General features: G+C 28.9%; 27 protein-coding genes and 1 other RNA gene. 9 read left to right on the top strand and 19 right to left on the bottom strand.

The annotated features are described in order from the left end of the window. The first annotated feature begins 4 nt into the window (after window positions 1-4). Window positions 5-394 (top strand): ribonuclease HI family protein, encoded by a 390-nt coding sequence (locus C7N44_RS00790; RefSeq protein ID WP_105956019.1) that lies wholly within the window; start codon window positions 5-7, stop codon window positions 392-394. A gap of 1 nt (window position 395) precedes the next feature. Here C7N44_RS00790 and C7N44_RS00785 read toward each other — a convergent pair whose 3' ends face one another. The 5 genes from C7N44_RS00785 to C7N44_RS00765 form a co-directional block, all read right to left on the bottom strand. Beyond that, entirely contained in the window at window positions 396-1,514 is a 1,119-nt protein-coding gene (locus tag C7N44_RS00785) for an NAD(P)/FAD-dependent oxidoreductase (RefSeq protein WP_105956018.1), read from the bottom strand. A 14-nt stretch (window positions 1,515-1,528) separates the two neighbouring features. Beyond that, window positions 1,529-2,662 carry a THUMP domain-containing class I SAM-dependent RNA methyltransferase gene (locus tag C7N44_RS00780; RefSeq protein WP_105956017.1) on the bottom strand — a complete coding sequence of 378 codons (1,134 nt, stop codon included), beginning with the start codon at window positions 2,660-2,662 and terminating at the stop codon, window positions 1,529-1,531. An 84-nt stretch (window positions 2,663-2,746) separates the two neighbouring features. Then, window positions 2,747-3,129: RNase P RNA component class B (gene rnpB / locus C7N44_RS00775), an RNA gene on the bottom strand. A gap of 31 nt (window positions 3,130-3,160) precedes the next feature. Further along, complete coding sequence (gene gpsB / locus C7N44_RS00770) at window positions 3,161-3,514, bottom strand: cell division regulator GpsB (RefSeq protein ID WP_105956016.1); 354 nt, start codon at window positions 3,512-3,514, stop codon at window positions 3,161-3,163. A 70-nt stretch (window positions 3,515-3,584) separates the two neighbouring features. Next, entirely contained in the window at window positions 3,585-4,151 is a 567-nt protein-coding gene (locus C7N44_RS00765; protein ID WP_105956015.1) for a DUF1273 domain-containing protein, read from the bottom strand. A gap of 100 nt (window positions 4,152-4,251) precedes the next feature. On the opposite strand from C7N44_RS00765, the gene recU reads away from it, so the two are divergent. Both recU and C7N44_RS00755 read left to right on the top strand, forming a co-directional pair. Next, on the top strand, window positions 4,252-4,914 hold the full coding sequence (recU, locus tag C7N44_RS00760) for a Holliday junction resolvase RecU (RefSeq protein ID WP_105956014.1): 663 nt from the start codon (window positions 4,252-4,254) through the stop codon (window positions 4,912-4,914). Next, a complete protein-coding gene (locus C7N44_RS00755; RefSeq protein WP_105956013.1) occupies window positions 4,889-6,961 on the top strand; it encodes a transglycosylase domain-containing protein in 2,073 nt (690 codons plus the stop codon). Before recU ends, C7N44_RS00755 begins: the two co-directional genes overlap by 26 nt. 49 nt (window positions 6,962-7,010) lie before the next feature. Here the strand turns inward: C7N44_RS00755 and C7N44_RS00750 are convergent, their stop codons facing one another. Genes C7N44_RS00750 through C7N44_RS00740 form a run of 3 tightly spaced genes read right to left on the bottom strand, consistent with a single transcriptional unit; the run spans window position 7,011 to window position 10,915 of the window. After that, a complete protein-coding gene (locus C7N44_RS00750) occupies window positions 7,011-7,739 on the bottom strand; it encodes a DnaD domain-containing protein (RefSeq protein WP_105956012.1) in 729 nt (242 codons plus the stop codon). Between the two features lie 23 nt (window positions 7,740-7,762). Beyond that, a complete protein-coding gene (locus C7N44_RS00745; RefSeq protein WP_105956011.1) occupies window positions 7,763-8,266 on the bottom strand; it encodes a PepSY domain-containing protein in 504 nt (167 codons plus the stop codon). Window positions 8,267-8,278: 12 nt separating this feature from the next. Beyond that, the gene (locus C7N44_RS00740) at window positions 8,279-10,915 is read right to left on the bottom strand and encodes an exonuclease domain-containing protein (protein WP_105956010.1); all 2,637 of its coding nucleotides are present in this window, start codon (window positions 10,913-10,915) and stop codon (window positions 8,279-8,281) included. 160 nt (window positions 10,916-11,075) lie between these two features. On the opposite strand from C7N44_RS00740, the gene mvk reads away from it, so the two are divergent. The 4 genes from mvk to fni are packed head-to-tail and all read left to right on the top strand — an operon-like array spanning window position 11,076 to window position 15,154. Next, on the top strand, window positions 11,076-12,005 hold the full coding sequence (gene mvk, locus C7N44_RS00735; protein WP_225362915.1) for a mevalonate kinase: 930 nt from the start codon (window positions 11,076-11,078) through the stop codon (window positions 12,003-12,005). A 25-nt stretch (window positions 12,006-12,030) separates the two neighbouring features. Next, window positions 12,031-13,008 (top strand): diphosphomevalonate decarboxylase, encoded by a 978-nt coding sequence (gene mvaD / locus C7N44_RS00730; protein ID WP_105956009.1) that lies wholly within the window; start codon window positions 12,031-12,033, stop codon window positions 13,006-13,008. Between the two features lie 31 nt (window positions 13,009-13,039). Continuing rightward, window positions 13,040-14,107 (top strand): phosphomevalonate kinase, encoded by a 1,068-nt coding sequence (locus C7N44_RS00725; RefSeq protein ID WP_105956293.1) that lies wholly within the window; start codon window positions 13,040-13,042, stop codon window positions 14,105-14,107. 12 nt (window positions 14,108-14,119) lie between these two features. After that, the gene (fni, locus tag C7N44_RS00720) at window positions 14,120-15,154 is read left to right on the top strand and encodes a type 2 isopentenyl-diphosphate Delta-isomerase (RefSeq protein WP_105956008.1); all 1,035 of its coding nucleotides are present in this window, start codon (window positions 14,120-14,122) and stop codon (window positions 15,152-15,154) included. An 87-nt stretch (window positions 15,155-15,241) separates the two neighbouring features. Here fni and C7N44_RS00715 read toward each other — a convergent pair whose 3' ends face one another. Continuing rightward, complete coding sequence (locus tag C7N44_RS00715; RefSeq protein WP_105956007.1) at window positions 15,242-16,585, bottom strand: RsmF rRNA methyltransferase first C-terminal domain-containing protein; 1,344 nt, start codon at window positions 16,583-16,585, stop codon at window positions 15,242-15,244. Between the two features lie 89 nt (window positions 16,586-16,674). On the opposite strand from C7N44_RS00715, the gene C7N44_RS00710 reads away from it, so the two are divergent. Then, a complete protein-coding gene (locus tag C7N44_RS00710; protein ID WP_105956006.1) occupies window positions 16,675-17,481 on the top strand; it encodes a Cof-type HAD-IIB family hydrolase in 807 nt (268 codons plus the stop codon). 33 nt (window positions 17,482-17,514) lie between these two features. On the opposite strand, the gene glpK is transcribed toward C7N44_RS00710, so the two are convergent. Together glpK and C7N44_RS00700 are read right to left on the bottom strand one after the other, a co-directional pair. Next, window positions 17,515-19,026, bottom strand: a complete 1,512-nt coding sequence (gene glpK, locus C7N44_RS00705; RefSeq protein WP_105956005.1) for a glycerol kinase GlpK — start codon at window positions 19,024-19,026, stop codon at window positions 17,515-17,517. A 17-nt stretch (window positions 19,027-19,043) separates the two neighbouring features. After that, a complete protein-coding gene (locus C7N44_RS00700) occupies window positions 19,044-19,232 on the bottom strand; it encodes a 2-hydroxymuconate tautomerase (protein ID WP_105956004.1) in 189 nt (62 codons plus the stop codon). A 125-nt stretch (window positions 19,233-19,357) separates the two neighbouring features. Between C7N44_RS00700 and C7N44_RS00695 the strand changes: the two genes are divergently transcribed. After that, window positions 19,358-20,782, top strand: coding sequence for a C69 family dipeptidase (locus C7N44_RS00695; protein ID WP_105956003.1), 1,425 nt, complete (start codon window positions 19,358-19,360; stop codon window positions 20,780-20,782). 54 nt (window positions 20,783-20,836) lie between these two features. Here C7N44_RS00695 and rplS read toward each other — a convergent pair whose 3' ends face one another. The 8 genes from rplS to C7N44_RS00655 all read right to left on the bottom strand — a co-directional run bounded on the left by rplS (window position 20,837) and on the right by C7N44_RS00655 (window position 25,986). Beyond that, window positions 20,837-21,193 carry a 50S ribosomal protein L19 gene (rplS, locus tag C7N44_RS00690; protein WP_105956002.1) on the bottom strand — a complete coding sequence of 119 codons (357 nt, stop codon included), beginning with the start codon at window positions 21,191-21,193 and terminating at the stop codon, window positions 20,837-20,839. 120 nt (window positions 21,194-21,313) lie between these two features. Beyond that, window positions 21,314-22,063 carry a tRNA (guanosine(37)-N1)-methyltransferase TrmD gene (gene trmD / locus C7N44_RS00685; RefSeq protein ID WP_105956001.1) on the bottom strand — a complete coding sequence of 250 codons (750 nt, stop codon included), beginning with the start codon at window positions 22,061-22,063 and terminating at the stop codon, window positions 21,314-21,316. Continuing rightward, on the bottom strand, window positions 22,053-22,577 hold the full coding sequence (gene rimM / locus C7N44_RS00680; RefSeq protein WP_105956000.1) for a ribosome maturation factor RimM: 525 nt from the start codon (window positions 22,575-22,577) through the stop codon (window positions 22,053-22,055). The genes trmD and rimM overlap by 11 nt, the downstream gene beginning before the upstream one ends. Before the next feature lie 57 nt (window positions 22,578-22,634). Next, window positions 22,635-22,892: a KH domain-containing protein gene (locus tag C7N44_RS00675; RefSeq protein WP_105955999.1), complete on the bottom strand. Its 258-nt coding sequence runs from the start codon at window positions 22,890-22,892 to the stop codon at window positions 22,635-22,637. Window positions 22,893-22,905: 13 nt separating this feature from the next. Continuing rightward, a complete protein-coding gene (gene rpsP / locus C7N44_RS00670; RefSeq protein WP_105955998.1) occupies window positions 22,906-23,181 on the bottom strand; it encodes a 30S ribosomal protein S16 in 276 nt (91 codons plus the stop codon). Window positions 23,182-23,271: 90 nt separating this feature from the next. Then, window positions 23,272-23,568: a hypothetical protein gene (locus tag C7N44_RS00665; RefSeq protein ID WP_105955997.1), complete on the bottom strand. Its 297-nt coding sequence runs from the start codon at window positions 23,566-23,568 to the stop codon at window positions 23,272-23,274. Between the two features lie 16 nt (window positions 23,569-23,584). Next, on the bottom strand, window positions 23,585-24,823 hold the full coding sequence (locus C7N44_RS00660) for a VWA-like domain-containing protein (protein WP_105955996.1): 1,239 nt from the start codon (window positions 24,821-24,823) through the stop codon (window positions 23,585-23,587). A 5-nt stretch (window positions 24,824-24,828) separates the two neighbouring features. Further along, on the bottom strand, window positions 24,829-25,986 hold the full coding sequence (locus tag C7N44_RS00655; protein WP_225362914.1) for a P-loop NTPase family protein: 1,158 nt from the start codon (window positions 25,984-25,986) through the stop codon (window positions 24,829-24,831). Between the last annotated feature and the right edge of the window lie 47 nt (window positions 25,987-26,033).

Genomic DNA, 26,033 nt, shown 5'->3' with positions numbered 1-26,033 from the left:
TATTATGTTTAAATTATACACTGATGCAGCCACTATGAACAAATTGGGTTATAGTTCTGGCGGAATTCTTATAATTCACAATAAAAGACAGATTCAAATTAAAGTTAAATTAAAGGCGAATAACAATCACGATGCTGAGTTTGAAGCATGTCTAATGGGATTTAAGAAAGTTAAAGAAATTGCCGAAAAAAATGAAACGATTATTTATTATACCGATAGTAAGATAGTTTATGACAGTTTGGAAAAACGATATGCTAAGCACTATCAGTTACAATTAAATAAAATTTTATCACTACAAGACTCATTTTCACTAGTTATAAATAATTGGATTTCTGATAAAAAAAATGAAGGTGCTCACAATTTAGCGCAGCAAGCTCTTCATTCTTTTTATTGATTTATTTTAATGTAATGTAATTTTCAATTGGCTTGCGGTATTGATCTAAATCAATACCGTTTTTATTTATAATACTATGAGCTAATAGTTTACCAATCAATGGACCAGTAGTTAATCCGGATGATCCAAGTCCTCCACCGACCAATATATTTGGATATTGCGGGATGCTTCCAAAAAAAGGTGCAAAGTCAGATGTATATGCTCTAGTACCTACTTTTATTTTAATTAGATTTTCTTGATTTAAACCATCTACTAGTCGATTTGCACTAGCTAATAAATCATCAATCACTTCATTTGTTGGTTGTAAATCAAAGCCTTTATCATTTTCGTGAGTTGCGCCTACAATTAATTTCCCATCATTGAATGGAATGAAGTCTTTTTCACCTTCAGGCATTAGGACTGGCATATCAAAACCTGAATTCGTATTAGTTATTGATAATTCAATTAGTTGCCCCTTTTGTGCTCTTACGTCAACATCTAATGGTAAGTTAGATAAAGTTTTCTTCATCCATGCTCCAGTCGCCACGATGATATAGTCATATTCAATGATTTCTTTGTCTAATTGAATTTTTCCTTCATCATTGATGGAAACATTTTTATTTACAATATTTAAATTATTTAGCTGGGCAAGATGCTTTAAATGTTTAGCAAACTTTCCCCCGTCGATTCTTGCTCCGCCAGTTACTAAAACTCCCGGCAAAGAACTTGTCAGTAAGGGGATTTTATTTTTAACTTCATTAGCATTTAATTTATAAGCCTCACCAATAGTTTTAGTTTCGCTGGTTCTTTTTAATGCCTTTTTATATAACTCGTTTAATTTTTCATGGCTTGCTCTAGTGATAATAGTTCCACATTGATTATATATATCATTATCCATATTAGTTTCTATTGCAATATTAGATAATAAAGTAGCACCATCACGGGCAAGATTATACCATTTCTTATTTCTGCGTTTTGATAGCCAGGGAGATATAATACCAGCAGCAGCTTTTGTTGCTTGACCTTCCCCATCATCATACATAGTTACATTAAGTTGATGATTATCATCTAACTTATTCAAATAATATGCAACAGTAGCTCCAACAATGCCACCGCCGATAATTGCAACACTTTTCTTCAAGTATTCTTCACCTTTTACTTTCTAATCTTATGTCCCCAAAATTGGAAATAATCGGTTCTTAATGATCCGTTGTAGAGTTTTCTAGTTTTGGTTGCCTTTTGTCCGTATGACTTATCGAATTCTAAATCACTAGTTAAGAAATATTTGGACCAACTATCCATAGGTCTAAATACTTTACCTAAATCTTTATATAGCTTTATTACATTAGCTTTATCGCTTAGTCTTTCACCATATGGAGGATTAGAAACAACTACTCCATTGATTTTATCAGTTTTAAAGTCCTGAACGGCTAATTGTTTGAATTGAATATCATGTAATAGACCAACCTCTTGTGCGTTCACTTTAGCAGCATCAATTAAATTACCATCTACATCAGATGCCATAATATCAATCTTTTTATCATAATCAGCTTTACTGTCAGCTTCATCACGAATTTTATTTACCATATCATTATCTACCCATTCCCATTTTTCACATGAGAAATCACGATTAAATCCGGGAGCAATATTTCTAGCCATCAACGCAGCTTCAATTGGAATAGTTCCAGAACCACACATAGGGTCTAAGAAAGGCATATCTGGATACCAATTAGTTAATAAAATTAATGCTGCAGCCATATTTTCCTTTAGTGGAGCAGGTCCTTTAGCAACACGATATCCACGCTTAAATAGGCTTTCTCCAGTAGTATCTAGAGTTACAATAACATGATTCTTATTAATTCTAGTCTCTAAACTGTAAAATGCACCAGTTTCTGGAAGTTTTGTACGACGGTGATAAGTTTCACTTAACTTGTTTACAACTGCTTTTTTAGCAATAGATTGTACATCAGGAACACTATGTAATGTAGAATTATGTGAACGGCCATTCATTGGAAATTGAGCGTCCATTGGTAGTAATTTGTCCCATGGCAATTGTTTAATGTTTTGAAAAAGATCTTCAAATGTTTTGGCATTAAATTCACCTACAATAATTTCAATACGATCTGCAGTTCTGAGCCATAGATTAGTTTTTATAATATCTTCAATTGATCCTTCAAATCTTACACGACCATTTTCAACTTGAGTTTCATAGCCTAAATCACGTAGTTCTCTGCCAACTAAAGCTTCAATTCCTGCTGCACACGTTGCCATTAATTTAAATTTTTTCATTTATATTACCTCTTATTAAAAATATCATTTCAAATATAAAAAAAGAGTGGAAGAAAACTTCCACTCGTCCTGAATGGTGTACATCCCTGTAAGCCATGTTTTGTGCTTCAAAATTAAGTCAGGCCTTTAAAATTTTGAAGTAGTAATCATCTATCTCAGAAACATAAGTTTCTCCCCCACACTTGGTTCAATTTCCGTGTGTGAAGCTCCCCTACCAAAGTTTGGGTTTCCCGCTCGAGGGGTTTACCGCGTTCCACCAATATTGTTTTCAATATTGTATCGTCACTGTGGCACCTTCAGAAGTACTAAAAGCATAGATAAATCCTTAGCTTTTTTCCTTCGCCATTACTACATTAAGTAGTCCCCCGGCTTATTTTTTCACCGAGCACGAACACTACAAGCATCGCAGCTTGTGCGAGAGTGGACTTTCCTCAGCCAACTAAAGTTGGCCGCGATTACTCAGGATATACACCAATTCTATATAATTTTAACGATTAATTAGTTGGATCCGAAAACTCTCATTTCTAAATTAGAAACTCGCTTTAATAAATCGGCTTCAATACTATTAACCTGCTCATGATTAGATGGTTGTGGATTATTAGCAGTAAATTCAGCTGACCTTTGATTAAATTGGTAACTATTCGAGTTATCAATTTGGTCTTTTATATTTTTAATCTCTGCTTTTAATTTCTCATTTTCTTCTTTTAGATCATTAAAATTTTTATCAAAGCTTTGATAATCTTTAATTACACTATCTAAAAAAGTATCGACATCATTAGGATCATACCCACGCATTTTTTGCTTAAATTCTTTTTGCAAAATATCTTTAGGGGTATATTGAATATTATTCATATTTCACACCTCATATCTGAAATAATCACGAACAAATATTATCTTAACACATTCTTCAATTATTTTAAATCTATTCTTCAAAGTTTTTTCTACTATTTTCATATTCGGTTGCTGCTTCCTGTAAGTCATCAAAATCAATTAATCTTAAATCATAGTCATTATGTTCAGAATATTTTTTGATTTGGTTATAATCATATTTAGTTTTACCTTCATGGTCCAAATCATATATTAATAATGCCTTATCGGTATGTGTTAACATAAATTGTTGATATGCTCTTAATTGCATAGGTGATTTATACTTTTCATTTGAAACACTTGCTGAGAAGTCGGAATGTTGAATACATTTATTTAATGACATTTTATTTTCATCGTTCCATTGCTCACCAAAATGTTTAAATGGTAGCATAACTGATGTTTTAAACTCATTTGGATATTCTTTTTTTAGTGTATTCGCTGTTTCCAAGCTCCATTGTTCTATCCCCAGTTGACCACCAGTAATTATCCAATCAACGCCATTCATGATTTCTTGTGATAGATTGTCATTAAGAACTTTATCAATTACTATTTTCTTAGGATCATTATTTTTGAAAATTCCTAGTTCATAACTGCGATATCCAGTTATCCATAGTCTGCTCATTTTTTCACTTCCTAAGGTTATTAACATTTTTGCACTAATGGTATAATGTTGTTAATTAAAATTTGAATTATAATTATATATTAAATGAAAGGTGGTAATAATGGCAATTCATTATCCTAATGGTTCTTCTTATAAGTTTTCAGCTAAAAAATATTTAAAGAAGAATCATAATGATCAACACTCTAATCATAAATTAACTATTTATGGTGATCGTGGAATGACTCTTGAACAGGAAATCAATGACAGCAATAGCTATTATCTTCATAAAGGTATAGCTGTGATTCATAAAAAACCCACTCCTGTTCAAATTGTTAAAGTTGATTATCCTAAACGTAGTGCTGCTGTGATTAAAGAAGCTTACTTTAGAAAAGCTTCTACTACCGATTATAATGGGGTTTACCATGGAAGATATATTGATTTTGATGCGAAAGAAACCAAAAACAAAACTTCTTTTCCATTGGCTAATTTTCATAAACATCAAGTTGAACATATGCGACAATGTGTACAACAAGGTGGCCTTTGTTTTGCACTTATTAAATTCGTTCAAATGGATGAGCTATTTTTATTTAAGGCCACTGATTTATTTACATATTGGGACGATCAATTTAAAGGTGGAAAAAAATCAATAAAAAAGGATATAATTGAAAAACTAGGGATCAATATTCCATATTCATTAAATCCTACCATTCCCTATTTAAGAGCAGTAGACAAGTTATTAAATATAAAGGAGAATCATAATGTCACAAAGGGATTCAAAAGATAGTACGCGTGTACAGCGTAATCAAGGTAAATATAAAAAAAGTCGTGTTGGTAAAATAATTAAACGAACAATCTTAGGAATTTTAGCATTTGTCTCTTTAATGATTATTATTGGAACTGGATTGTTTGCATACTATGCATCCAGTGCTCCTAAGATATCTTATAGTTCTTTGTCTAGTGATAACTCGACTAAAATTTATGATAATTCTAATCGTGTAATTTATAGACTAGGAGCTCAAAATAGAGATTATGTTCAATCTAAAGATATTCCTAAAAAATTAAAAGATGCTGTAGTCTCTATTGAAGACAGACGTTTTTATAAGCATCATGGTGTTGATCCTATTAGAATTGTTGGAGCTGCTCTATCTAATGTAATTTCTGGAAACGAAGGACAAGGTGGTTCTACTTTAACTCAACAATTAGTTAAATTATCTGTATTTTCTACTAATACTAAAGATCGTACTATGAAGAGAAAAGCTCAAGATGCTTGGCTAGCATTACAAGTTGAAAAAAAATATTCTAAGCAAAAAATATTAGAATTTTATATTAATAAAGTCTATATGGGTGGAAATAATACTAGTGTTTATGGGATGCAGACTGCTTCTGAGTATTATTATGGTAAAAAACTAAATAAGCTTTCATTAGCTCAAACTGCTATGTTAGCAGGTATGCCTCAGTCACCTTTAGGTTATAATCCATATAACTATCCAAAATTAGCTAAAGAAAGAAGAAATACAGTTTTAGATGCAATGGAAAGTAATAATACTATTACAGCTAAACAAGCTACTGCCGCTAAAAATGAAAGCATTAAGAACGGTTTAACTAACAACCATAAGACTAATGATTTAACTAACGTTAATGAAAAATATGTTGATTCATATATTGGTAAAGTTTTACAAGAACTAAGATCTCGTGGTTATAATCCTAATTCTGGATTAAGTGTCCATACAAACTTGGACTTGTCTGCACAAAAGAAATTGTATGATTTAGCTAACAATGACTCTCGTGTAGGTTTCCCTAATGATACTATGCAAGTTGGCGCTACTTTAGTTGATCCTAGAACTGGTGCTGTTAACGCTATGATTGGTAGCCGTAAAACGGATATTCAATTTGGATTAAACCGAGCAGTTCAAACAGATAGATCCAGTGGTTCAACTGCAAAACCACTTATGGATTATGGACCAGCTCTTGAATATTTAAATTATCCAACCTATCAATTGGTTCATGATACTCCATACACTTATCCAGGAACTAACGTTCAATTAAAAGACTTTGACTATCGTTATCAGGGAACTATTACTATGCGTAAAGCTTTAGCTGAATCTAGGAATATTCCGGCTATTAGAACCTTACAAAATGTTGGAATTAATAATGCTACTAGATTTTTATCTTCATTGGGGATGAATTTCAATAGTACTCTTAATTTACAAAATGGTATTGGTCTTTATGTTTCTCCAGAGCAAGAAGCTGCTGCTTATGCTGCTTTTGCCAATAATGGAGAATATCATAAGCCTTATTTGATTAATAAAGTAGTAACTCCTGATAATGTTTCTCATGAGATTTCATCAAATGGAGTCCAAGCTATGTCACCTTCTACAGCATTTATGATGAATTATATGCTTAAAGGTGTTATGAATTTACCTTATGGTTCAGGAACTGAAGCTAAGGTCCCAGGCCTATATGAAGCTGGTAAAACTGGTACTACTCAATATCCTGAAGGCTCATATCAAGGTTATTTGCCTTCTTACGCAGCTATGGATTCATGGTTTACTGGTTATACTCCAAACTATTCCCTATCTGTCTGGACTGGATATGATCATCAATTTCAAACAGGCAATTATATTACTGCTGCACAAACAGCAATTGCTCAAAGAATATATAAATATGAAATGCAATATATTTCCCAAAATAAATCTAATGAGGATTGGGTAAAACCTAATGATGTTACATCTGTTAAATCTAATGGACTAAATGAATACTTTAAAAATGGTCATTCAGCCATTCAAAATGATTCAACCACTAATAGTAAATTTAATACCTCATCAAAATAAATCATAAATAAAATAACCCGTAATTATTAGTTAATAATTACGGGTTATTTTATTTATCTAATTTTATTATTGGAATTTTAAAATCTTTATTATTATTCGATTTTTTGTTTTTTGATTTATTTTGATTTTCTCTTTTATTTCTCATATTTTCAACATCAGCAGGTGTTCTAATATTCGATTTATTCCAATTTATTAATATTCTGTCAATATATTTCAAGCTATATACTTGGTTTAAAACTGCCTCTCTTAAAGCTAGTGAAATTAGTTTAGTATTATATTTATCTTTGTCTATCCAATCACTTATTTCTTCTAACTCCATTGGAGACAATGGTCTACCAAATTCAGATTCTATCTGTTTAAACACATTTTTTCTTTCAGTAGCAGTCATATTATTTTCTTTGTTAACATTTTCTGCAACTTTATCTTTATGAATTAGATCATCAGATGAATTGTTTAATTGACTTAACTTTTCATACATCAGTTCAAAATCATATACATCAAATGAGTGACCATTTTTGTTCTTTAATGTTTTAATCCTCATAATTTTCTTTTGAATTAGTTCATGCAATATTTCATATGCTTTATTTTTAGAAAAACCGGTAGAATTAATGATAATTTGTATATCTGGTAGATAATTTCCCATGTCGATATTTCTTTTAATTTGCAAATACATAACTAGTTCATCACTATTCATCCCTAATTTTGTATAATTCTTCAATAAATAGTTAGAAATGCTAGTCTGTCCTGATTGTAATAACAATTTTGCAAATTGATTCATAAATGTATCACCCTACTTTATAATTATACATTAGAAATTGATTGTATAACTTTTCCATTTCTTAAATCAACAGTTACGTAACATAATTTATTTTTGTAATCAAAATAACTTACTACCCATGCAGGCTTATTATTAAACATAGTTGGTGCGGTACTAATAAGTTTATTGATTTTAGTTTTACTGTTAGCAGTTTTCATTGCTGAATTTTGAGAAATGGTACCTTTTAATGGAACAATGTTTATGTTTCCTGTTTTTTTATCAATAATTACATAGTTTTCATTTTTGTTTTTATCTTTACCTTGAACAGTATAATACGTTCTATTTAAATCAGACATGAAGAACTTATCAAATTTAACTATTTTGCCCTTTTGTTCAGCAATATCTTTTGCTTGATTTTTGGCATTTGCCAAAGGTTGGCGAGCCCATAAAAATAATCCTATTATTATTAAAATAATAATGAAGATTAAAAATATAATCCATTTGTACGTTTTCTTAATATACTTAAAATTTATAGATGATATTTTCAATTATTTTCCCCCCTAGAAGTTATTAAATGTTTTTATTTCATTTTTACTACTTAGCTTGATTATTTTTATATGATTAGGAATCATATATCTAAGAGACTTAATATTATTGTCATTCACTAGTGAAAAATCATTTATTAAAGTAACACCCTTTTTATTTGATAATTTAATTAGTTGTTTAATAGAATTCTTAATGATCAAATTATATGAGCCAATTGTAGTTTCTTTTTCATTATACATATCATTTATATTTATGCTCTCAATTATTAATCTATTTATTGGTTTATTTATATTATCTATGGCCATGAATAAATCATAGTTTCCAATAATTGTTGCACTATGAGCATTAGTGAATTTTTTAATTATTTTATCTTTATTACTATTAATATTTTGACATAATATTAATGAGCTATCCTTCATATTTATATTTTCATAGATTTCATCTATTTTGTCTTGAGTATTAACCATAATAAAAGTATTGTTGTTTTCTAAGTTTAAATTATTTAAATCTAATTTTTGTTTATCATCATTATAAAATATTCTATAATCCTTATTTAAATTAGTTTGATATGAGTTCTCAATCATTTTTGCATTTGTATTATTTAATTCAAGCTTATCTAAAATAAATTCAGATTTTTCTGATGAATAAATTGCAGTATCCATAAATAAAATATGTTTAAATAAAGTATAAATTTTAGACTTTAATAAGTCATCATTTCTTACTAGTCCACCTATAAAGGTACTATTATCAGCATTTTTATCAACGTTTAAATGATTTTGGAAAATAATATCTTTATCCATATTAACAAGATTCTTAATTAATAGAATATTATCATTGAAAAATTTATTAAGTAAAAGTATACGATCATTGAAAGTACTTATTATAGCTTTTTCGCTACTTTTTAGATTATCACTATTTCTACTTATTTTTTTAGATAATGATTTTATCTGTTTAATTAATGATGATTGCTCTTCAATATAATTATTATTGCTTTTAATAAATTTTAAAAGTTCAATATTGTTTATAGGATTTTTAAAACCTTTGTTTAGAGGAATGAGGGTTTTCTTATTTATAAATGATTTTTCAAAGCCCTTCTGTAATTTTAATGTATATCGTTCATATTCTTTAATTAAAAAGTCTATTTTCTCAATAATCTTAGTTGAATATTTATCATTTCTAAAAATGTCATATAAGTTTTGATTATGTGTTTGATATAAAAGATATTGTGCATGATTAATTAAAATACTATTTTGATTAATCTTAAAATCTACACGATAATGCTTTAGTATTTGGTTATTAAAGTTAACAGCATCTTTAATAACCAAATAAGGTTTATATTTTGATAACATATGACGGTTATTGTATAAATATTCGTGCGAAACTACTATTATATTAGAGTTATTAAAATCATTTTTTAATTTGTTCATGTAATAACCTTTATTATTGCTATTACCAATAGTTTTTAAAAAAATATTTTGATCATTACGCATATCTAAATTTAATTCATGTAAATCACCAGTTTTAGTGAATGTGAGCCAGATTAAAATTTTACATTTTAAAAATTCAGTTCTTTTAGAACTACTTTTAATATTTAAAGCATCTCTAAACTTATTTAAATCTATATAATCATCTATTGAATGTAAGACTAACTTTTTAAAATTACTTTTTGTTATTTTATTTATTTTATTAATTGTTTTGGATAAATCACCATGAAGTGAGTGAGTATGAACAGCAACTACTATTTTCTTTTCATTGTTTAATAAGTGTACTAATGGAAACAAAAAGCCTAAATCATAGTCTAATTCATTATTCTGCTCTACTAATAAATTTTTAGAGCTATCGTTATTTTTGTAATTATCATAAATAGAATTCATAAGTTTGCTTTCCTCAGAATTCCATTTATATACTCCGCTAAAAATATTCTTTTGTTTACCCTTGGTTTCAGGGTAATCTATTTTCCTAATTTTTAGTCTTTCTTTATATTGAATTTTTCTAATTTTTAGTCGATTAATATCTAATAATTTAGTGTTATCTTTATCGATATTGTTTTTATATGCATATTTAAAAACATTAATTGTATTTTTAGGTAATATTGGATTTATTGATATTAATTGTTTAATGGTCTTTTTAGGCATCTTTTCAATTTGGTTAAATAAAGTTATTAATAATTTTGCTGTTGCAAAAGCATCGCTGCTTGAAGAATGAGGATGCTGATGTATAATGTTTAAACTTTGACTTAAATCAACTAATCTATAACTTTTTTCTGTTGGTAATAATAATTGACTTAAAGTAACAGTGTCAATTGCCATATTATTAAGCTGTCTTTTTCCTACTCTGGCTAATTCTTTATTAATAAACGGAAAATCAAAGTTAACATTATGTGCAACAAAAACCGTATTTGCCAATAATGAAGAAATTTTACTTGCAAACTCATCAAAAGTAGGAGCATTTTTTACCAATTCATTTGTAATACCAGTTAATGTAGTTATATCACTAGGTATATCCATTTTTGGATTTATAAATGAATTAAATGACCCAATAATATTTTTATTTTTAACAAACGTACAACTAAATTGGATTATACGATTTTCATTGGATTGACTAGTTCCAGTAGTTTCAATATCTACTACTGAAAAAATTGTACTACTCATTATTGTATCCACCAATCTTTACTTTAATCATCAATATTAATGATACTACATTTTATCAAATATTATATATTTTTTAAGCAACTCAAATAAATAATTTAAGTTATTTTTATTATATTAATTATATGATAATATTATTATTGAGAGAAAGTGAGCGATAACATTGACAAAACAAGCTTTTGGTAAAAGTCATGCCAAAATAATTTTAATGGGTGAACATAGTGTGGTTTATAATCAGCCCGCAATTGCTCTTCCTATTCCTAAAATAGAACTAAAAATAAAGATTAAAGAAATAGATAAAGATCAAATATTAAATAGTAAATATTATATTGGTCCTATACAAAAAGTTCCAAATGATTTATTAGGAATTAAAAATTTAGTTAATACTATTTTAAAAAAAATTAACAAAACTGATGCAGCTTTTGAAATGAAAATTAGTAGTGATATTCCTTCTGAAAGAGGAATGGGATCATCTGCAGCAACATCAATTGCAATTATAAGAGCTTTATATAATTACTTTGATACTAGCATCAGTAAAGAAGAATTACTAAAGTTAAGCGATGTTGAGGAAACTATAACTCATGGTAACCCTTCAGGATTAGACAGTGCTACCACTGGTTCTGATAATCCAGTATGGTTTATTAGAAATAATACATTGGAAGAAATTAATTTCAATTTAAATGCAACATTAGTAATTGCAGATTCAGGGATTAAGGGCCGTACAGACATTGCAATTAATTATGTTAAGCAACAACTCATAAATGATAACAAGAAAACACAAGCATCAATTAATAAGATAGGAAGATTGGTAACAAAAGCAAGAAAAGATATTGAAAATAATAATCCTGAAGAATTGGGCATATTGATGTCTGAAAATCAAAAAGAATTAAACAACTTAAAAATTAGCAACTCTAAAATAGATGAATTAGTTGAAATTGCTAACATAAATGGTTCATTAGGAACAAAGTTAACTGGTAGTGGCCTTGGTGGGTGTATTATAGCTCTGGCTAGAAATAATCATGAGGCGGAATTAATAGCAGATGCTTTAACTAAAGCTGGTGCTTTGGATACTTGGATTCAACCTTTTAAATAAATTATGTCTACGGAGAAATTTAAATATGTCATTAGATAATAAATCTATTACTGCAAGAGCGCACACTAATATCGCTTTAGTAAAATACTGGGGCAAAAAAGATGAAAAGTTAATTATTCCCAATAATAGTAGTATTTCGTTGACCTTAGATGAGTTTTATACTGAAACGACCGTTAAGTTTGATGATAATTTGTATGAGGATGTTATGTACTTAGATAATACAAAAATTGATAACATGCAACCTATTTCTAACTTTATGAACATAGTTAGAAAATTATCCGATACAAATAAATTTGCTAAAATTAATTCTTATAATCATGTCCCCACTTCAGCTGGACTTGCATCTTCCGCATCTGGCTTTGCAGCTTTATCAGCAGCTGCTAGTAAAGCCGCCGGACTTAACTTAAATAATATAGAACTTTCTAAGCTAGCAAGACGTGGCTCTGGTTCAGCTACTAGATCAGTATATGGAGGGTTTTCTGAATGGAAACATGGCACAGATAACGATACTTCATATGCTGTAAGTATCCAAGATCCTGTTAAAATGGATATAAATATGATTGCAATTATCTTGAATAATCAGCCTAAAAAGATCAGTAGTAGAAAAGGAATGAAAATGTCTGTTAATACTTCCCCCTATTACAAGGCTTGGGAACAACAAACTACAAGGGATTTAAAAAGTGTTAAAAATGCAATTTATAATAATGATTTTACTACATTAGGGAAAACAGCAGAGTTAAACTCTATGCGTATGCATGCATTAACTCTTAGTTCAGATCCTTCTTATCTTTATCTAAATAAAGATAGTCTTTTAGTTATAGATTACGTTAAAAGTCTAAGAGAAAAAGGCATTGAGTGTTATTATACTATGGATGCTGGCCCTAACGTTAAAGTCATTTGTCAAAGTAAAAATATTGAAAAAATTAAACTTTATCTACTTCAGTCATTTGATGAAGAAAATATAAAAATATCTAAACCAGGTGGAAGTATTAAATACTTATAATTTAATTTATGTTAGAAAGGAAATGATTGCTGTGATTTCTGTTAAATCTCCTGGTAAGTTGTATATTGCTGGAGAATATGCAGTTGTTGAAAAAGGAATGCCCTCTATTGTTGTAGCACTTAATCAATTCATAACTGTTAATATAGAAGACACTAATGGTATTAATGGCAATATTAATTCAACACAATATCAAAACAATTTAGTTCAATGGAAAATTATTGATAATCAGTTTAAGGTAGTAAAATATAATAATCATGATTTCGAATATGTTATTTCTGCAATGAAAGTTACATTGAATTATTTAAGTTCTTTAGGTTATAAACTTAATATTTTTGATATTAATATTGATAGTTCTTTAAATAGTTCAGATGGGAAAAAATATGGTTTAGGTTCATCTGCAGCAGTCACTGCTGGTATTGTTAAAGCCATATTAAAATATTATAACTTGAACATTAGTTTAGAGAAGGTTTTTAAACTATCATCCATTGCACATTTAGATGTACAAGGTAATGGTTCTTTAGGAGATATTGCTGCTAGTGTATATGGTGGATGGATAGCTTATAGTTCCTTTGATCGCGATTGGTTAAAATATAATCGAAACATGAAAATAAAAAATTTAGTTGAATCTGATTGGCCAGAACTAAAAGTTGAGCCACTTACCCCACCAAATAATTTAGAATTATTAATTGGTTGGACTGGAACACCTGCTTCAACATCTTCATTAGTTAATAAAGTTGAAAATAATTATGATAAAAATGATTATAATAAATTCTTGTCTGATAGTAAGAAATGCATTAATCGAATGATAAATGGTTTTCACAAAAAGAGTCTTAAATTGATTCAAAAAGAAATCCTAGTAAATCGAATACTTTTAACTAAATTAGGTAAATTTACAGGTATTAATATTGAAACTCCTAAGTTAAATAAATTATGCAAGATAGCTATTAAAAATAATGGAGCAGCTAAGTCATCAGGTGCTGGTGGTGGTGACTGTGGTATTGCAATTATTGATAAGAACTTGTCTAAAGATAAAATAATAGATGAGTGGAAAAATAATGATATAAAACGTTTAAATCTAAAAATTCACAAGAATTTATAAAGAAGGTGTCTTATGACTAGTAAACATTCTCAAAGAAAAAACGAACATGTTTCTTTAGCAGAAAAATTTTTTGATTATGATAGTAAATCAGGTTTTGATCGTGTTAGGTTTATACATCAAAGTTTGCCTGAGATTGATATAAATGAAGTTGATTTGTCAACTAAAATTCAAAATTTAAAATTAGAATTCCCTTTTTATATTGAAGCTATGACTGGCGGAAGTGATTATACAAAAAAATTAAATGATAAATTGTCTAAGGTTGCTAAAGCTACTAATATTGCAATGGCTACCGGTTCTCAAAGTATAGCATTAAAAGATAGTAGCACAATTGAATCATTTTCAATTGTAAGAGAAAACTATGCTGGCCCAATTTTTGCAAATATTGGAGCATCTCATGATCTATTTGATGCAAAAAAAGTCATTGAAATGATTAATGCAGATTGTTTAGAAATTCATATTAATGTTGCTCAAGAATTGATTATGCCTGAAGGCGAACGTAGTTTTTATTGGTTAAATAATATCCAAAATATTGTTAATAATATTGATATCCCTGTCATAGTTAAAGAAGTTGGCTTTGGTATGTCAAAAGAAACAATTCAAAAATTAAAAGATATTGGTGTGAAAAATATAAATATTAGCGGACGCGGTGGTACTAATTTCGCTACAATCGAAAATTTCAGAAGACATAATAAAGAATTAGAATACTTATCTACTTGGGGGCAAACCACCGTAGAATCTTTACTTGAGGCTAATAAATTTTCAAATGAGCTTTCTATAATTTCTTCTGGAGGAATAAGGAATCCATTAGATATAGCTAAATCTATTGCTATGGGAGCTAATGCTGTCGGAATGTCCGGTCTTATATTAAATAGTGTAATCAAAGATGGCATTGAACAAACAATAAATCTAATTAATGAATTTAAAAATGGATTAAAGACTATAATGGCCTTACTTTCCTGTAAAACTATTGATCAATTACAACAAAAGAAACTTATTTTAGATGGAGAATTAATTTCTTATTTAAAACAAAGAGATATATCATTTTGATTTTGTTTTTTTGTTTTTTTTATTTAAGTTAAAGTAACTTTATACTTGTATGGTTGAATAAAAAATAAAAATGAGATTATTATTTTTTTAAATTTTAAATCTTAATCCTTTAGGCATAAAGTTCTTAATTGTTCCATTAACAACCCTTCCAAAAGCAAAATTCTGCTGATCACAGATCAAGAGATACCATCCTTTTGTTAATACCTTATCACAAGCGATTGTATCTCCATGAACATAATCTGCCCATTCATCTTTTGAGATATACAAAACTTTATTAAATTGATTTCTGCTAATTGATAAAGCTAAAGCATAACTAGGTTCAAATCTTTTCTTTTTAAAAGTCCCTAAATGTAATCCTGGTCGCATAACTTTTAAGCCTTTTAATTCAGGAAGCCCTTTTTCAAAAGAATATAATTGTTCACCAAAAGTAATTAAATTTTTAGAATTAAAGTTTGATATATTTTGGTTAACAAATTCTTGCCATAATTTATTTTGTTCTGAGCTTAAATTATTTTTTAACGTTTTTTTTATTTTTTTAGGATTATCTTTGTCTAAATTTACTAATTTAGCAATAAAATGACCTTCACCTTTAAATTTATTGGGAAATAATCTAACAGTATTTTTTAATTTTTCATTACCATCAGACCATTCGGGGTGCCCATATGACATTCCAGAATATTTTTTTATGTTTTCAATTTCGAAGTTAAAATTATTAACTATCCACGAAATAATTTGTTCATCTTCTTCAGGAGCAAAAGTACAAGTTGAATATACTATTTTACCACCAGGCTTAAGCATCTTAACTGCTTGTTTTAATATATCTTTTTGTCTTTTTGCACAATCTAATGGATATTCTAAGGTCCAATATTTAGTAGCATCAGGATTTTTTCTGAACATCCCCTCACCTGAACATGGTGCATCTATAAGAATAGTATCAAAAAATTGGGGGAAATGCTTAGCAAGATTATTAGGATTTTCATTTAAAATAATAGCGTTTTGAATACCAAAACGTTCTACATTTTCAGTTAAAACTTTAGCCCTTTTATAATCTATTTCATTAGTTACTAAAATTCCTTCATTTTTCATATAACTAGCAATATGGGTAGTTTTGCCCCCAGGTGATGCACATAAATCTAAAACTTTATCTCCAGGATGAACATCTGCAACTTCTCCAACATACATTGCACTTGGTTCTTGAGAGTATATAGCTCCACTTTGATGATCAATACTCTTTCCATTGATCTCTCCATAATAACCATATTGACAATACTCAATTGGATTATTTAGATTTTCATTCTCTGGCAAATGATCTTTCAATGGATTGATTCTAAAACCAGGAGTTGGTGATGCATTTAGACTTTTAAAAAAAGATTCAGCATCTTCTCCTAATAATTTTTTATACTTTTTTATAAAATCTGAAGGTAATTGCAAAATAAAACTCCTTTATAATTTATTGACTAGTAAAAGTTTTTTGGTTAACATAATAAATATTACTGTAAAAGTAGAGGTGATTAAGTGTAATGAATGAAAAATTAATTGCAATTGATTTAGATGGTACGACATTAAATGATAACTCAGAAATTTCTCAAGAAACAATAAATTCAATTCAAAAAGTTATGTCTAAGGGAAATATGGTCAATATTGTAACTGGTCGTCCCCCTAGACTAGTAGAACATCTATACAAACAATTAGGTTTTAATAACCCAATGATTACATTTAATGGTAGTTTAGGTTATAATCCAACAGCTGTTTGGTCTGAAGCTTATCAATACAATATAGACAAAAATATAGTATTTGAGTTATTAAACAAGAGTAAAGAAATTGGTATTAACCTTATGACTGTTGAGGGAAAAGACTTATTTTTAGCAAATAAATCTGCAGATGAATCTGTTGGATTCTTTCCCACTAATTTGTCAAAAAATGAAATCATATCTAAAAATACATTAACAGAAAATCCAATTTGCTTAACTCTTCATGTAGATAAACAAAAGAAAGAAACTTTCATCAGTTACGTTAAACAAAATTATGGTAATCTATTAGAAGTATCTCCCTGGGGTGGTAAAGATCCAATAATTGAAGTAGCCGCCAAAGGTGTTAGCAAATTAACAGGAATTAAAAAATTAGCTGATTACTATAACATTAAACAAAAAGATGTAATTGCTTTTGGTGATGAGTTTAATGATAAGTCCATGATTAAGTATGCTGGCTTAGGTGTTGCAATGAAAAACGGTCAACCTAAAATAAAAGCAATTGCAGACGATGTTACTAAATTTGATAATAATAATAACGGCCTAGCTGAATATTTAACAGAATATTTCAAAATTTAGAAAGCTTTCATAAAAATTATGAAAGCTTTTTTATTATCTATTTTTAATTTTTCTAAAATCTTGAGTTGCTTTAACAGCAGCCTGCCATCCTTCATAATAATTATTAATTTTATCTATATTCATTTGCGGTTTAAAATCATCAGAAGACTTATGGTTTTCTTTTATTTCATCAATATTAGACCAATACCCAACTGCCAATCCAGTTAAATAAGTCACACCAAGAGCTGTAGTTTCAGCAATACTAGATCTTTCAATTTCAACATTTAAAATATCTGATTGAAATTGCATAAGATAATCGTTCTGTGCTGCTCCACCATCTACTTTAAGTTTGTTTAATGATAAGCCAGTTTCTTTAGACATAGTATCAACCACATCTTTAGTTTGATAGGCTAAGGAATCTAAAGTTGCTTTAACAAATTCTTCTCTAGTTGTACCTCTAGTTAATCCAAAAACGGAACCTCTACTATCTTGATCCCAATATGGAGCACCTAATCCAGTAAAAGCAGGAACTACGTAAATATCATGATCATCATTAGTGTTTTTTGCCATTTTTTCGGTTTCAGCAGCATCGCTAATAATACGCATACCATCCCTTAACCATTGAATTGCTGAACCCGCAACAAAAATGCTGCCCTCTAACGCATAATTAATCTTACCATTTAAACCATAAGCAATTGTAGTTAATAAACCACAATCTGATAAAGTAGGCTTATTACCAGTGTTCATAACAATGAAAGCACCAGTACCATAAGTATTTTTAATATTACCAGGATCTAAAGCTAATTGCCCAAATAATGCAGCTTGTTGATCACCTGCTATTCCAGCTATTGGAACTTGAACTCCAAGAAAATTATAGCCAGATGTATATCCATAAATTTCTGAAGAAGACTTAACTTTAGGTAACATTTGTTCAGGAATATCTAATAAGCTTAATATTTCTTTATCCCATTTTAGAGAATTAATATTAAATAGCATCGTTCTACTTGCATTGGAATAATCAGTAGCATGTACATGTCCACTTGTTAATTTCCACAATATCCACGTATCAATTGTTCCAAAAAGTAAATCACCCTGATTAGCTAACTTTCTAGCACCTTGAACATTGTCTAAAATCCATTTTATTTTAGTAGCAGAAAAATATGAGTCTATAACCAACCCTGTCTTTTGATGAATCATATCTGAATAACCATTACTTTTTAAAGCATCAGCAATGCCACTAGTTTGCTTGGATTGCCAAACAATTGCATTATAAATAGGTTCTCCTGTAATTCTATTCCATACAACAGTAGTTTCACGCTGATTAGTAATTCCAATTCCGCGAATCTTGTAAGGCGGAATTTCTGATTTAATAAGGGTTTCAGAAATAACAGATTGTACAGCACTCCATATTTCATTGGGATCATGCTCTACCCATCCTGATTTAGGAAAATATTGTTTAAATTCTTTTTGTGACTTGTTTACAATATCACCTTCATGATTAAACAAGATGGCACGAGCACTAGTAGTCCCTTCATCAATTGCCATTAAATATTGTTTATCGTTCATAATATTACTCCATTAATTTACTTTTCATCACTTTTTAGATTTCCGCCAACACTATATCTATTCTTTTGCATTTCATTTAAAACAATATGCACATGTTCAGCAGGTGCTCCTGTGTTTTTTACAATTGCTTTTGTTACATCTGAAACTAATCCTTTTATTTGTTCTTCATTTCTTCCTTCAATCAAATCAATATGTACAATTGGCATATTTATCGCTCCTAAAATTTAGTAATAATTAAATTATACTTGAAAAATATAACCAGTTCAATTTTGGAATATATATAATAATTAATGATACAATAATCATAATTATTTGAAAGGAAGCGATATAGTTGTCACAATATCAAAATTACTCTGCTTGTACTAGTATATTAATTGGTAAAAATGCTTCTATTGATGGTTCCACTATTATTGGTAGAAATGAAGATTGTAAGGCTACATGGCCTAAACACTTTATCGTCCATCAACATAAAGAATATCAAAATGTACAAGAATTTAAATCTAATGATAATAAGTTTAAAATTAAACTACCTAAAATTCAATATAAATACACCGCTACTCCTGAATGGACAGACAAATATGGAAAATTTGAGGAAGATGGCATTAACGAATATGGTGTAGCAATGAGTGCAACTGAAAGTGCATATGCTAATAGTCATGTATTGGGATACGATCCATTAGTAAAAGATGGTATTGGAGAGGAAGCAATGGTATCAGTTGTTTTGCCATACATTAAATCTGCTAGACAAGGTGTAACACGTTTAGGAAAAATTATTAGTAAATATGGTACATGTGAGTCTAACGGGGTTTTATTTTCTGACAATAAAGAAGTATGGTATTTAGAAACCGGATCTGGTCATTACTGGGTTGCAATGAGAATTCCTGATAATTGCTATGCAGTTGTCTCTAACCAAATATCTATCAGAAAAATTAATTTTAATGATAAAAATAATTTTATGTGGTCCAAAGGTATTCAAGATTTTGTAAAAGACAATCATCTAAACCCAGATTTGAATGGAGAATTTAATTTTAGACATATATTTGGCACTCATAACTTAACAGATATTTATTATAATAATCCAAGAGTATGGTATGGACAAAAAATATTTAATCCAGAAATTAAACAATATCCAGAAAGCCATGAATTACCATTCATTAGAAAAGCTTCACATTTATTATCAGTTGATGATGCTAAGTCGTTTTTATCATCACATTATCAAGGTACACCATATGATCCTATTGGTAATGGGTCTAAAGAAGATAAAACTAAGTATCGACCTATTAGCCTGGCTAAAACTCAAGAAGCTCATGTGCTACAAATAAGACCAAATATGCCTAATGAAATATCAGGAATCCATTGGCTTGCGATGGGTGTCGCTGCACAAAGTGTTTTTGTGCCTTTTTTTGCCGGAATTAGTGATACTTTAGCTGAATATAAAAAAGGAAAAATGGAATATAGCCCTAAGTCAGCATACTGGATATTTAAAATTGTTGGAGTGCTAGTAGACCCTCATTATTTACAATTCAATAATCTTTTAGAAAATACTCAAGAAAAACTAAATATAAATATGAGGCAATTTGTATTAAAGGTGGATCATGAATATAGCAGTCAAAAAGATTTATCAAAATACCTAACAATAATGTGTAATAAAAATGCCGAATATGTACTGAAAGAATATCAGAAATTAGCATACCAATTAATATCAATGTCCACTGACTTCTCCAAATTAAATTATAAACAAGATTTAAATCTATAGAAAAAGGCCTACAATCAAATGATTGTAGGCCTTTTTATTTGTCGAAAATTAATATTAACGACGACGTGCTTCTTTAATACGAGCTGATTTACCATGACGATCACGTAGGTAATATAGCTTAGAACGACGTACAGCACCGCGACGTGTAACTTCTAACTTAGCAACACGTGGTGAATGTAATGGGAAAATACGTTCAACACCAACACCTGAAGTAATCTTACGAACAGTGTATGTAGCTTGAATACCTGTTCCGTGACGTTTGATAACAACACCTTCGAATACTTGGATACGTTCATTAGTACCTTCAACAACTTTAACTGAAACTTTTACGTTGTCTCCAGCTCTAAATTCTGGAACATCACTCTTAAGTTGTTCCTTGTTAATTTTTGAAATTAATTCGTTTTGACGCATAAATAATAACATCCTTCCAACTAGCATTCATGTCAATTGTTACGACAGCGGAATACTGTTTTATTTTGACTAGTTAAATAGCCAAATAAAATACTAGCATAACAAGAAAATATTGTAAAGCTATTTTTCTTCTTCAATTCTAACATCAGCTAATAATTTTTTCTGAGTAGCTGTTAGCTTATTATGATCAATTAAATCTGGTCTTCTTAAATAAGTTTTCCTTAAAGCTTCTTTTTGTTTCCAAAGTGAAATTTTTTGATGATTACCACTGGTTAAAACTTCTGGAACTTTCATTCCCCTAAATTCAGCAGGTCTAGTATATTGAGGATATTCTAACAATCCAGTCGAAAAAGAATCACCAGGAGCTGATTCTTGGTTACCTAATACTTCAGGTAATAGTCTAACAGTTGAATCAATCATAACCATTGCTGGCAATTCTCCACCTGTTAAAACAAAATCGCCTAATGAATATTCATCTGTTATTAAAGACTTGATTCTTTCATCATAGCCTTCATAATGACCGCAAATAAAAGTTAAATGTTCTTCTTTAGACAAATTTTCGGCAGCTTTTTGATCAAATTTCTTACCAGCAGGATCCATTAAAATAATTTTACCTTTAGGGATATTTTGTTCTTTAGCTTTACTTTGAGTATAAGCAAGTGCATCAAAAATAGGTTGTGCTTGTAATAACATCCCAGCACCACCACCAAATGGATAATCATCTACGTGATTATGTTTATCAGTAGTAAATTTCCTAAAATCAGTCACATTAATATCTAGTAAATCGTTTTCTTTTGCTTTACCAATAATTGATTCACCCATTGGTCCATTAAACATATCAGGAAAAAGGCTCAAAATATCAATTTTCATCATCTAGTCCTCCAGGAACTTCAACAATTATACTAGAATTTTCAAGATCAACATTTTTAATTACTTGATCAATTTTAGGCAAAAGCAAGTCCTCTTTATCATTACGTTCAACTACCCATACATCGTTAGGCCCAAGTGACATAATATCTTTAATCTTACCAATATATTCATCATTAATATCAATAACATCTAACCCTATAATCTGATGATAAAAATATTCACCGGGTTTTAAATCATTATTATCTTGTTGATTTTCAGATATCTTTAAATCTGAAGGTTTTAAGTATTCAACATCATTAATTGTAGGTTTGCCTTCAAAATGAAGTAAAATAAAATTTTTATGTTTTCTAGCACCATCTATAATAAGTTTTTCTTTATCTCCATTATTAAGAAATGCATAAACCACATTGCCAACTTTAAAACGTTTTTTAGGAAAATCAGTAATTGAAGTTACTCTAACTTCACCTTTGATTCCCTGGGTATTAACAATTTTACCAATATTATAATATTTCATATATATACCTCATTTTGTATATTAAAAAAACTCTTAAATAAAACGCAAAGGTTTCATTTAAGAGTTTTTATTTTTGCCATCTTCAATAATTAAACGAACACGCTTTTTACTAGAAACGCGAGCACTATAAACAATTGTTCTAATTGTTTGTGCTACATGTCCTTTTTTACCAATTATCCTACCAATATCATTAGTATTAGTAGATAAATGATACTCATAAAAACGATCCGATTCACTATGTGTAATAACAATATCCTCTGGATATTCCACCAGTGGTTTTACAATTTTTTTAATAAGCTTATCGAAATTAGTCATAATTACTTATCACTTATTTCTTAGCATATTTAGCTTCGTGATATTTTTTCATAACACCAGCATCAGATAGTAAATTACGAACAGTATCTGATGGTTGAGCACCCTTGTTTAACCATTCAAAGATATCATCTTCTTGTAGTTCAACAGTGCTTGGTTGGGTAACTGGGTTGTAAGTACCAACCTTTTGGATGAAACGACCATCACGAGGGCTGCGTGAATCAGCAACAACCACACGGTAGAAAGGACGTCTCTTTGATCCCATTCTCTTCAAACGAATTTTAACAGACATTAATAAACACCTCCTGCTTTTCTTTTAACGATATTAAATATAACAGTTATTTAGATGCTTGTAAAGGTTTTTTTCTTTACACCATTAATTTTATTTAAAATTAGCTAATAATTCTTCTTTTGCATCACTTTTTAAGTACAAATCATTTTTAACAATGAAGTTATGAATTGATTTATAATCATCAAAATCTATTTTTGAATTAGCAAGTTTTGCATTAATTATTTTTTTTGCTATAACAATCGCATTGGCAGAAATTTTATTGACATAAAGCGGATTTTCATCATACTCATCACTAACCTTATCTTTCAATACTGCAAATGCATTTTTAACATCTAAGTCATTATTAACAGCTGCAATTAAAATGTTAGGCTCTAAAATATTGTTCATAGTAATCCATCTTTTCCTAATTAATATTTGAAATTTTTATAACATTCCCGATTTTTTTATTAATAGATAAATTATCGGAATCCTTTTCTAATACCCATAGGACATTATTAAACCCATGATTATTAACGATCTTTTCACCTAATCCATCAGTAAATATAATACAAAAATTATTTCCCAAATGATTGTTATGAATAAATTCAAAAATAGCTTGATAACTAGTTCCACCATTAGCTACTCTTTTATATCTTAGGTTTTGAGCAGAATTTACTCGATATGCATCCCGTTCATGTACCTTAGAATCAAATGGATAAATAATTATATCTAATGGATAAGCTCTAAAAATGTTAGATATTTGTCTAATTGCTGAAGTCAAATCGTTATTACTAACAGATCCAGAATTATCAACAAAAATAATAATTGACCTTAAGGTACTAGATATTTTCCCTGGTAGTTCCATTCGATAAGACTGTCTTCTGTTAAATCTTTTAATGGAATGACTTTTACTAAAAGGAATCTTACTAATACCTTTTTGAATATATTTACGCCAATTAATTTGTTTATTAATGATTCTATCTAATTGTTGATTAACAGAATTAGGCAATCTACCCCTATTTTTATTTCCCATATTATCTACAGTGTGCTTAATGAGATTTCTTAGTTTAGAATATTTAGAGTCACTTTTACTAGTTGCTTTTTTAAAAGCTTTATGATCATCCATTAATTGCATATTACTATCGTTAAAATTTTTATCATCATTATTCTTTGCAAAAAATTGGGATAGTAGCTTTATATATTCATTTGAATCTTTAAAATTAGGAAGTTTTATATTATAAAGATATGATAATTTATCAATAGTAAAAGCATTATGCGGTAAATGTTTTACATATTGGTTAACTGATATGTCAGTAGCAATACTTTCCAATTTATTAGGATTATTATACCTAATTGGATGTAACCATATTATATGCATAGACAAATGTTCTAAATTAGCTGTCAAATCATTATTTGACTTAATGTTGTTTACAAATTTATTAGGATTATAAGCAAGTAGCAGATTATCTTGTTCCCATTTCAGAGCAAATGCAGAATTTATATTATAATTACAAACACGATTTAAATTAATTAATAAATATCCATATATTTCTCCATTAGATAGACCGTTAATTATATTTTGGCTAATAACTTTTTTAATTAATTCAGACTTTTTACTCGAACTAGCATTATAAATATTAGATATAAGATTATTTATATTCATAAATATCACCTATAGATAGATAAAATAATATTTTGAAAATGGGTATAAAGAAGCTTTAAATCATTATTAGATGAATCATCAATCTTTGAATATATCTCTTGTAATACTTCTGTATTATTAGCGATATATATAGAAATTCCATATTGACCATCAGGACTTAATTCATCTAGCAATAAATTAAATCTTTTAGCGATCACTGGTTTCCATTCAACTACTTTATTAATCATTTGTTTTAATAACTTATTCTTAGTAAATTCATCCAATTGTTTAAATCTATTTATAACCTTTGATAAATTATCGCTAAATAATTGACTAACAGATAAGGAATTAAAGTAGTTTTTAGTGAAATTCAAGAAGTTAGAAGCAACTTCACTGCCAACATTACCCGCAATTAAATCAAATTTAATATCATAACCCACATTTTTATATTCAGAATTTTCAATAATATCAGATACACGTTGCCAAGCTCTAGGAGTTGGATTTATATCATTATCATTGTTATTTATAATTAACATATTTTGATTATTCTCAATATATGTTATTACAACTGAACTAATATTTTGATATCCTTGTTTGTTTTTACTTTTAGCCCACAATAGCCAGTCAGAAACATTCACATTCATTACAATCCTAGTAGTACGATCCTTGATAGCTGAATCACTTGAGAAAACACTATATTCACTATTTTCGAATCCATCCATAGTTGAATCAGGATTTTCAGCAATAATAATTTTAACTTGCTTAGGTAATTTTAATGAATTAATTTTCCTTTGTAAAACCAAATTCATCAATTCACTTTGAACACCATTAGAACCACGATTGAATTCATCTAAGAACCAGTAAATACTAGTTTGTGGATTATTTTCAGCATATTTTATGATTTCAATTAAAGTATGGGAATAACCATATTGAACATCAGCTAAAGTCCCATAGTCTTTAGTGTTAATAAATGATTTATCTGTTAATGGTGGTACTGGTATACTTAAGTCACCCTTTTCAGATAGACTAACTACAGTAGTGAATAATTTTGCTTTATTTATATTAGCCAAATTTTCTACTAAAGCTGATTTTCCAACACCAGCTTCACCAACAATGCTAGGTACATTATTACTATTCAATATTATATTAACAGCTGATAAAGTATCTTGATAACCTAGTGCCATAACATTACCTCCTTATTAAAATAGACATAACTACTGAATAATCAGTA

The sequence above is a fragment of the Apilactobacillus quenuiae genome, from assembly GCF_002994005.1.
GTDB classification, from domain to species: Bacteria; Bacillota; Bacilli; order Lactobacillales; family Lactobacillaceae; genus Apilactobacillus; species Apilactobacillus quenuiae.
This window is presented reverse-complemented; position numbering and strand designations above follow the sequence as displayed.

What these genes read in the sequence shown, in the direction of transcription:
- C7N44_RS00790 (WP_105956019.1), top strand. Translation starts at nt 5, where the DNA reads ATGTTTAAATTATACACTGATGCAGCCACTATGAACAAATTGGGTTAT.
- C7N44_RS00780 (WP_105956017.1), bottom strand. Translation starts at nt 2,662, where the DNA reads ATGAAAAAATTTAAATTAATGGCAACGTGTGCAGCAGGAATTGAAGCT.
- gpsB (WP_105956016.1), bottom strand. Translation starts at nt 3,514, where the DNA reads ATGAATAATATTCAATATACCCCTAAAGATATTTTGCAAAAAGAATTT.
- C7N44_RS00765 (WP_105956015.1), bottom strand. Translation starts at nt 4,151, where the DNA reads ATGAGCAGACTATGGATAACTGGATATCGCAGTTATGAACTAGGAATT.
- recU (WP_105956014.1), top strand. Translation starts at nt 4,252, where the DNA reads ATGGCAATTCATTATCCTAATGGTTCTTCTTATAAGTTTTCAGCTAAA.
- C7N44_RS00755 (WP_105956013.1), top strand. Translation starts at nt 4,889, where the DNA reads ATGTCACAAAGGGATTCAAAAGATAGTACGCGTGTACAGCGTAATCAA.
- C7N44_RS00750 (WP_105956012.1), bottom strand. Translation starts at nt 7,739, where the DNA reads ATGAATCAATTTGCAAAATTGTTATTACAATCAGGACAGACTAGCATT.
- C7N44_RS00740 (WP_105956010.1), bottom strand. Translation starts at nt 10,915, where the DNA reads ATGAGTAGTACAATTTTTTCAGTAGTAGATATTGAAACTACTGGAACT.
- mvaD (WP_105956009.1), top strand. Translation starts at nt 12,031, where the DNA reads ATGTCATTAGATAATAAATCTATTACTGCAAGAGCGCACACTAATATC.
- fni (WP_105956008.1), top strand. Translation starts at nt 14,120, where the DNA reads ATGACTAGTAAACATTCTCAAAGAAAAAACGAACATGTTTCTTTAGCA.
- C7N44_RS00710 (WP_105956006.1), top strand. Translation starts at nt 16,675, where the DNA reads ATGAATGAAAAATTAATTGCAATTGATTTAGATGGTACGACATTAAAT.
- glpK (WP_105956005.1), bottom strand. Translation starts at nt 19,026, where the DNA reads ATGAACGATAAACAATATTTAATGGCAATTGATGAAGGGACTACTAGT.
- C7N44_RS00700 (WP_105956004.1), bottom strand. Translation starts at nt 19,232, where the DNA reads ATGCCAATTGTACATATTGATTTGATTGAAGGAAGAAATGAAGAACAA.
- rplS (WP_105956002.1), bottom strand. Translation starts at nt 21,193, where the DNA reads ATGCGTCAAAACGAATTAATTTCAAAAATTAACAAGGAACAACTTAAG.
- trmD (WP_105956001.1), bottom strand. Translation starts at nt 22,063, where the DNA reads ATGAAAATTGATATTTTGAGCCTTTTTCCTGATATGTTTAATGGACCA.
- rimM (WP_105956000.1), bottom strand. Translation starts at nt 22,577, where the DNA reads ATGAAATATTATAATATTGGTAAAATTGTTAATACCCAGGGAATCAAA.
- C7N44_RS00675 (WP_105955999.1), bottom strand. Translation starts at nt 22,892, where the DNA reads ATGACTAATTTCGATAAGCTTATTAAAAAAATTGTAAAACCACTGGTG.
- rpsP (WP_105955998.1), bottom strand. Translation starts at nt 23,181, where the DNA reads ATGTCTGTTAAAATTCGTTTGAAGAGAATGGGATCAAAGAGACGTCCT.
- C7N44_RS00665 (WP_105955997.1), bottom strand. Translation starts at nt 23,568, where the DNA reads ATGAACAATATTTTAGAGCCTAACATTTTAATTGCAGCTGTTAATAAT.
- C7N44_RS00660 (WP_105955996.1), bottom strand. Translation starts at nt 24,823, where the DNA reads ATGAATATAAATAATCTTATATCTAATATTTATAATGCTAGTTCGAGT.
- C7N44_RS00655 (WP_225362914.1), bottom strand. Translation starts at nt 25,986, where the DNA reads ATGGCACTAGGTTATCAAGATACTTTATCAGCTGTTAATATAATATTG.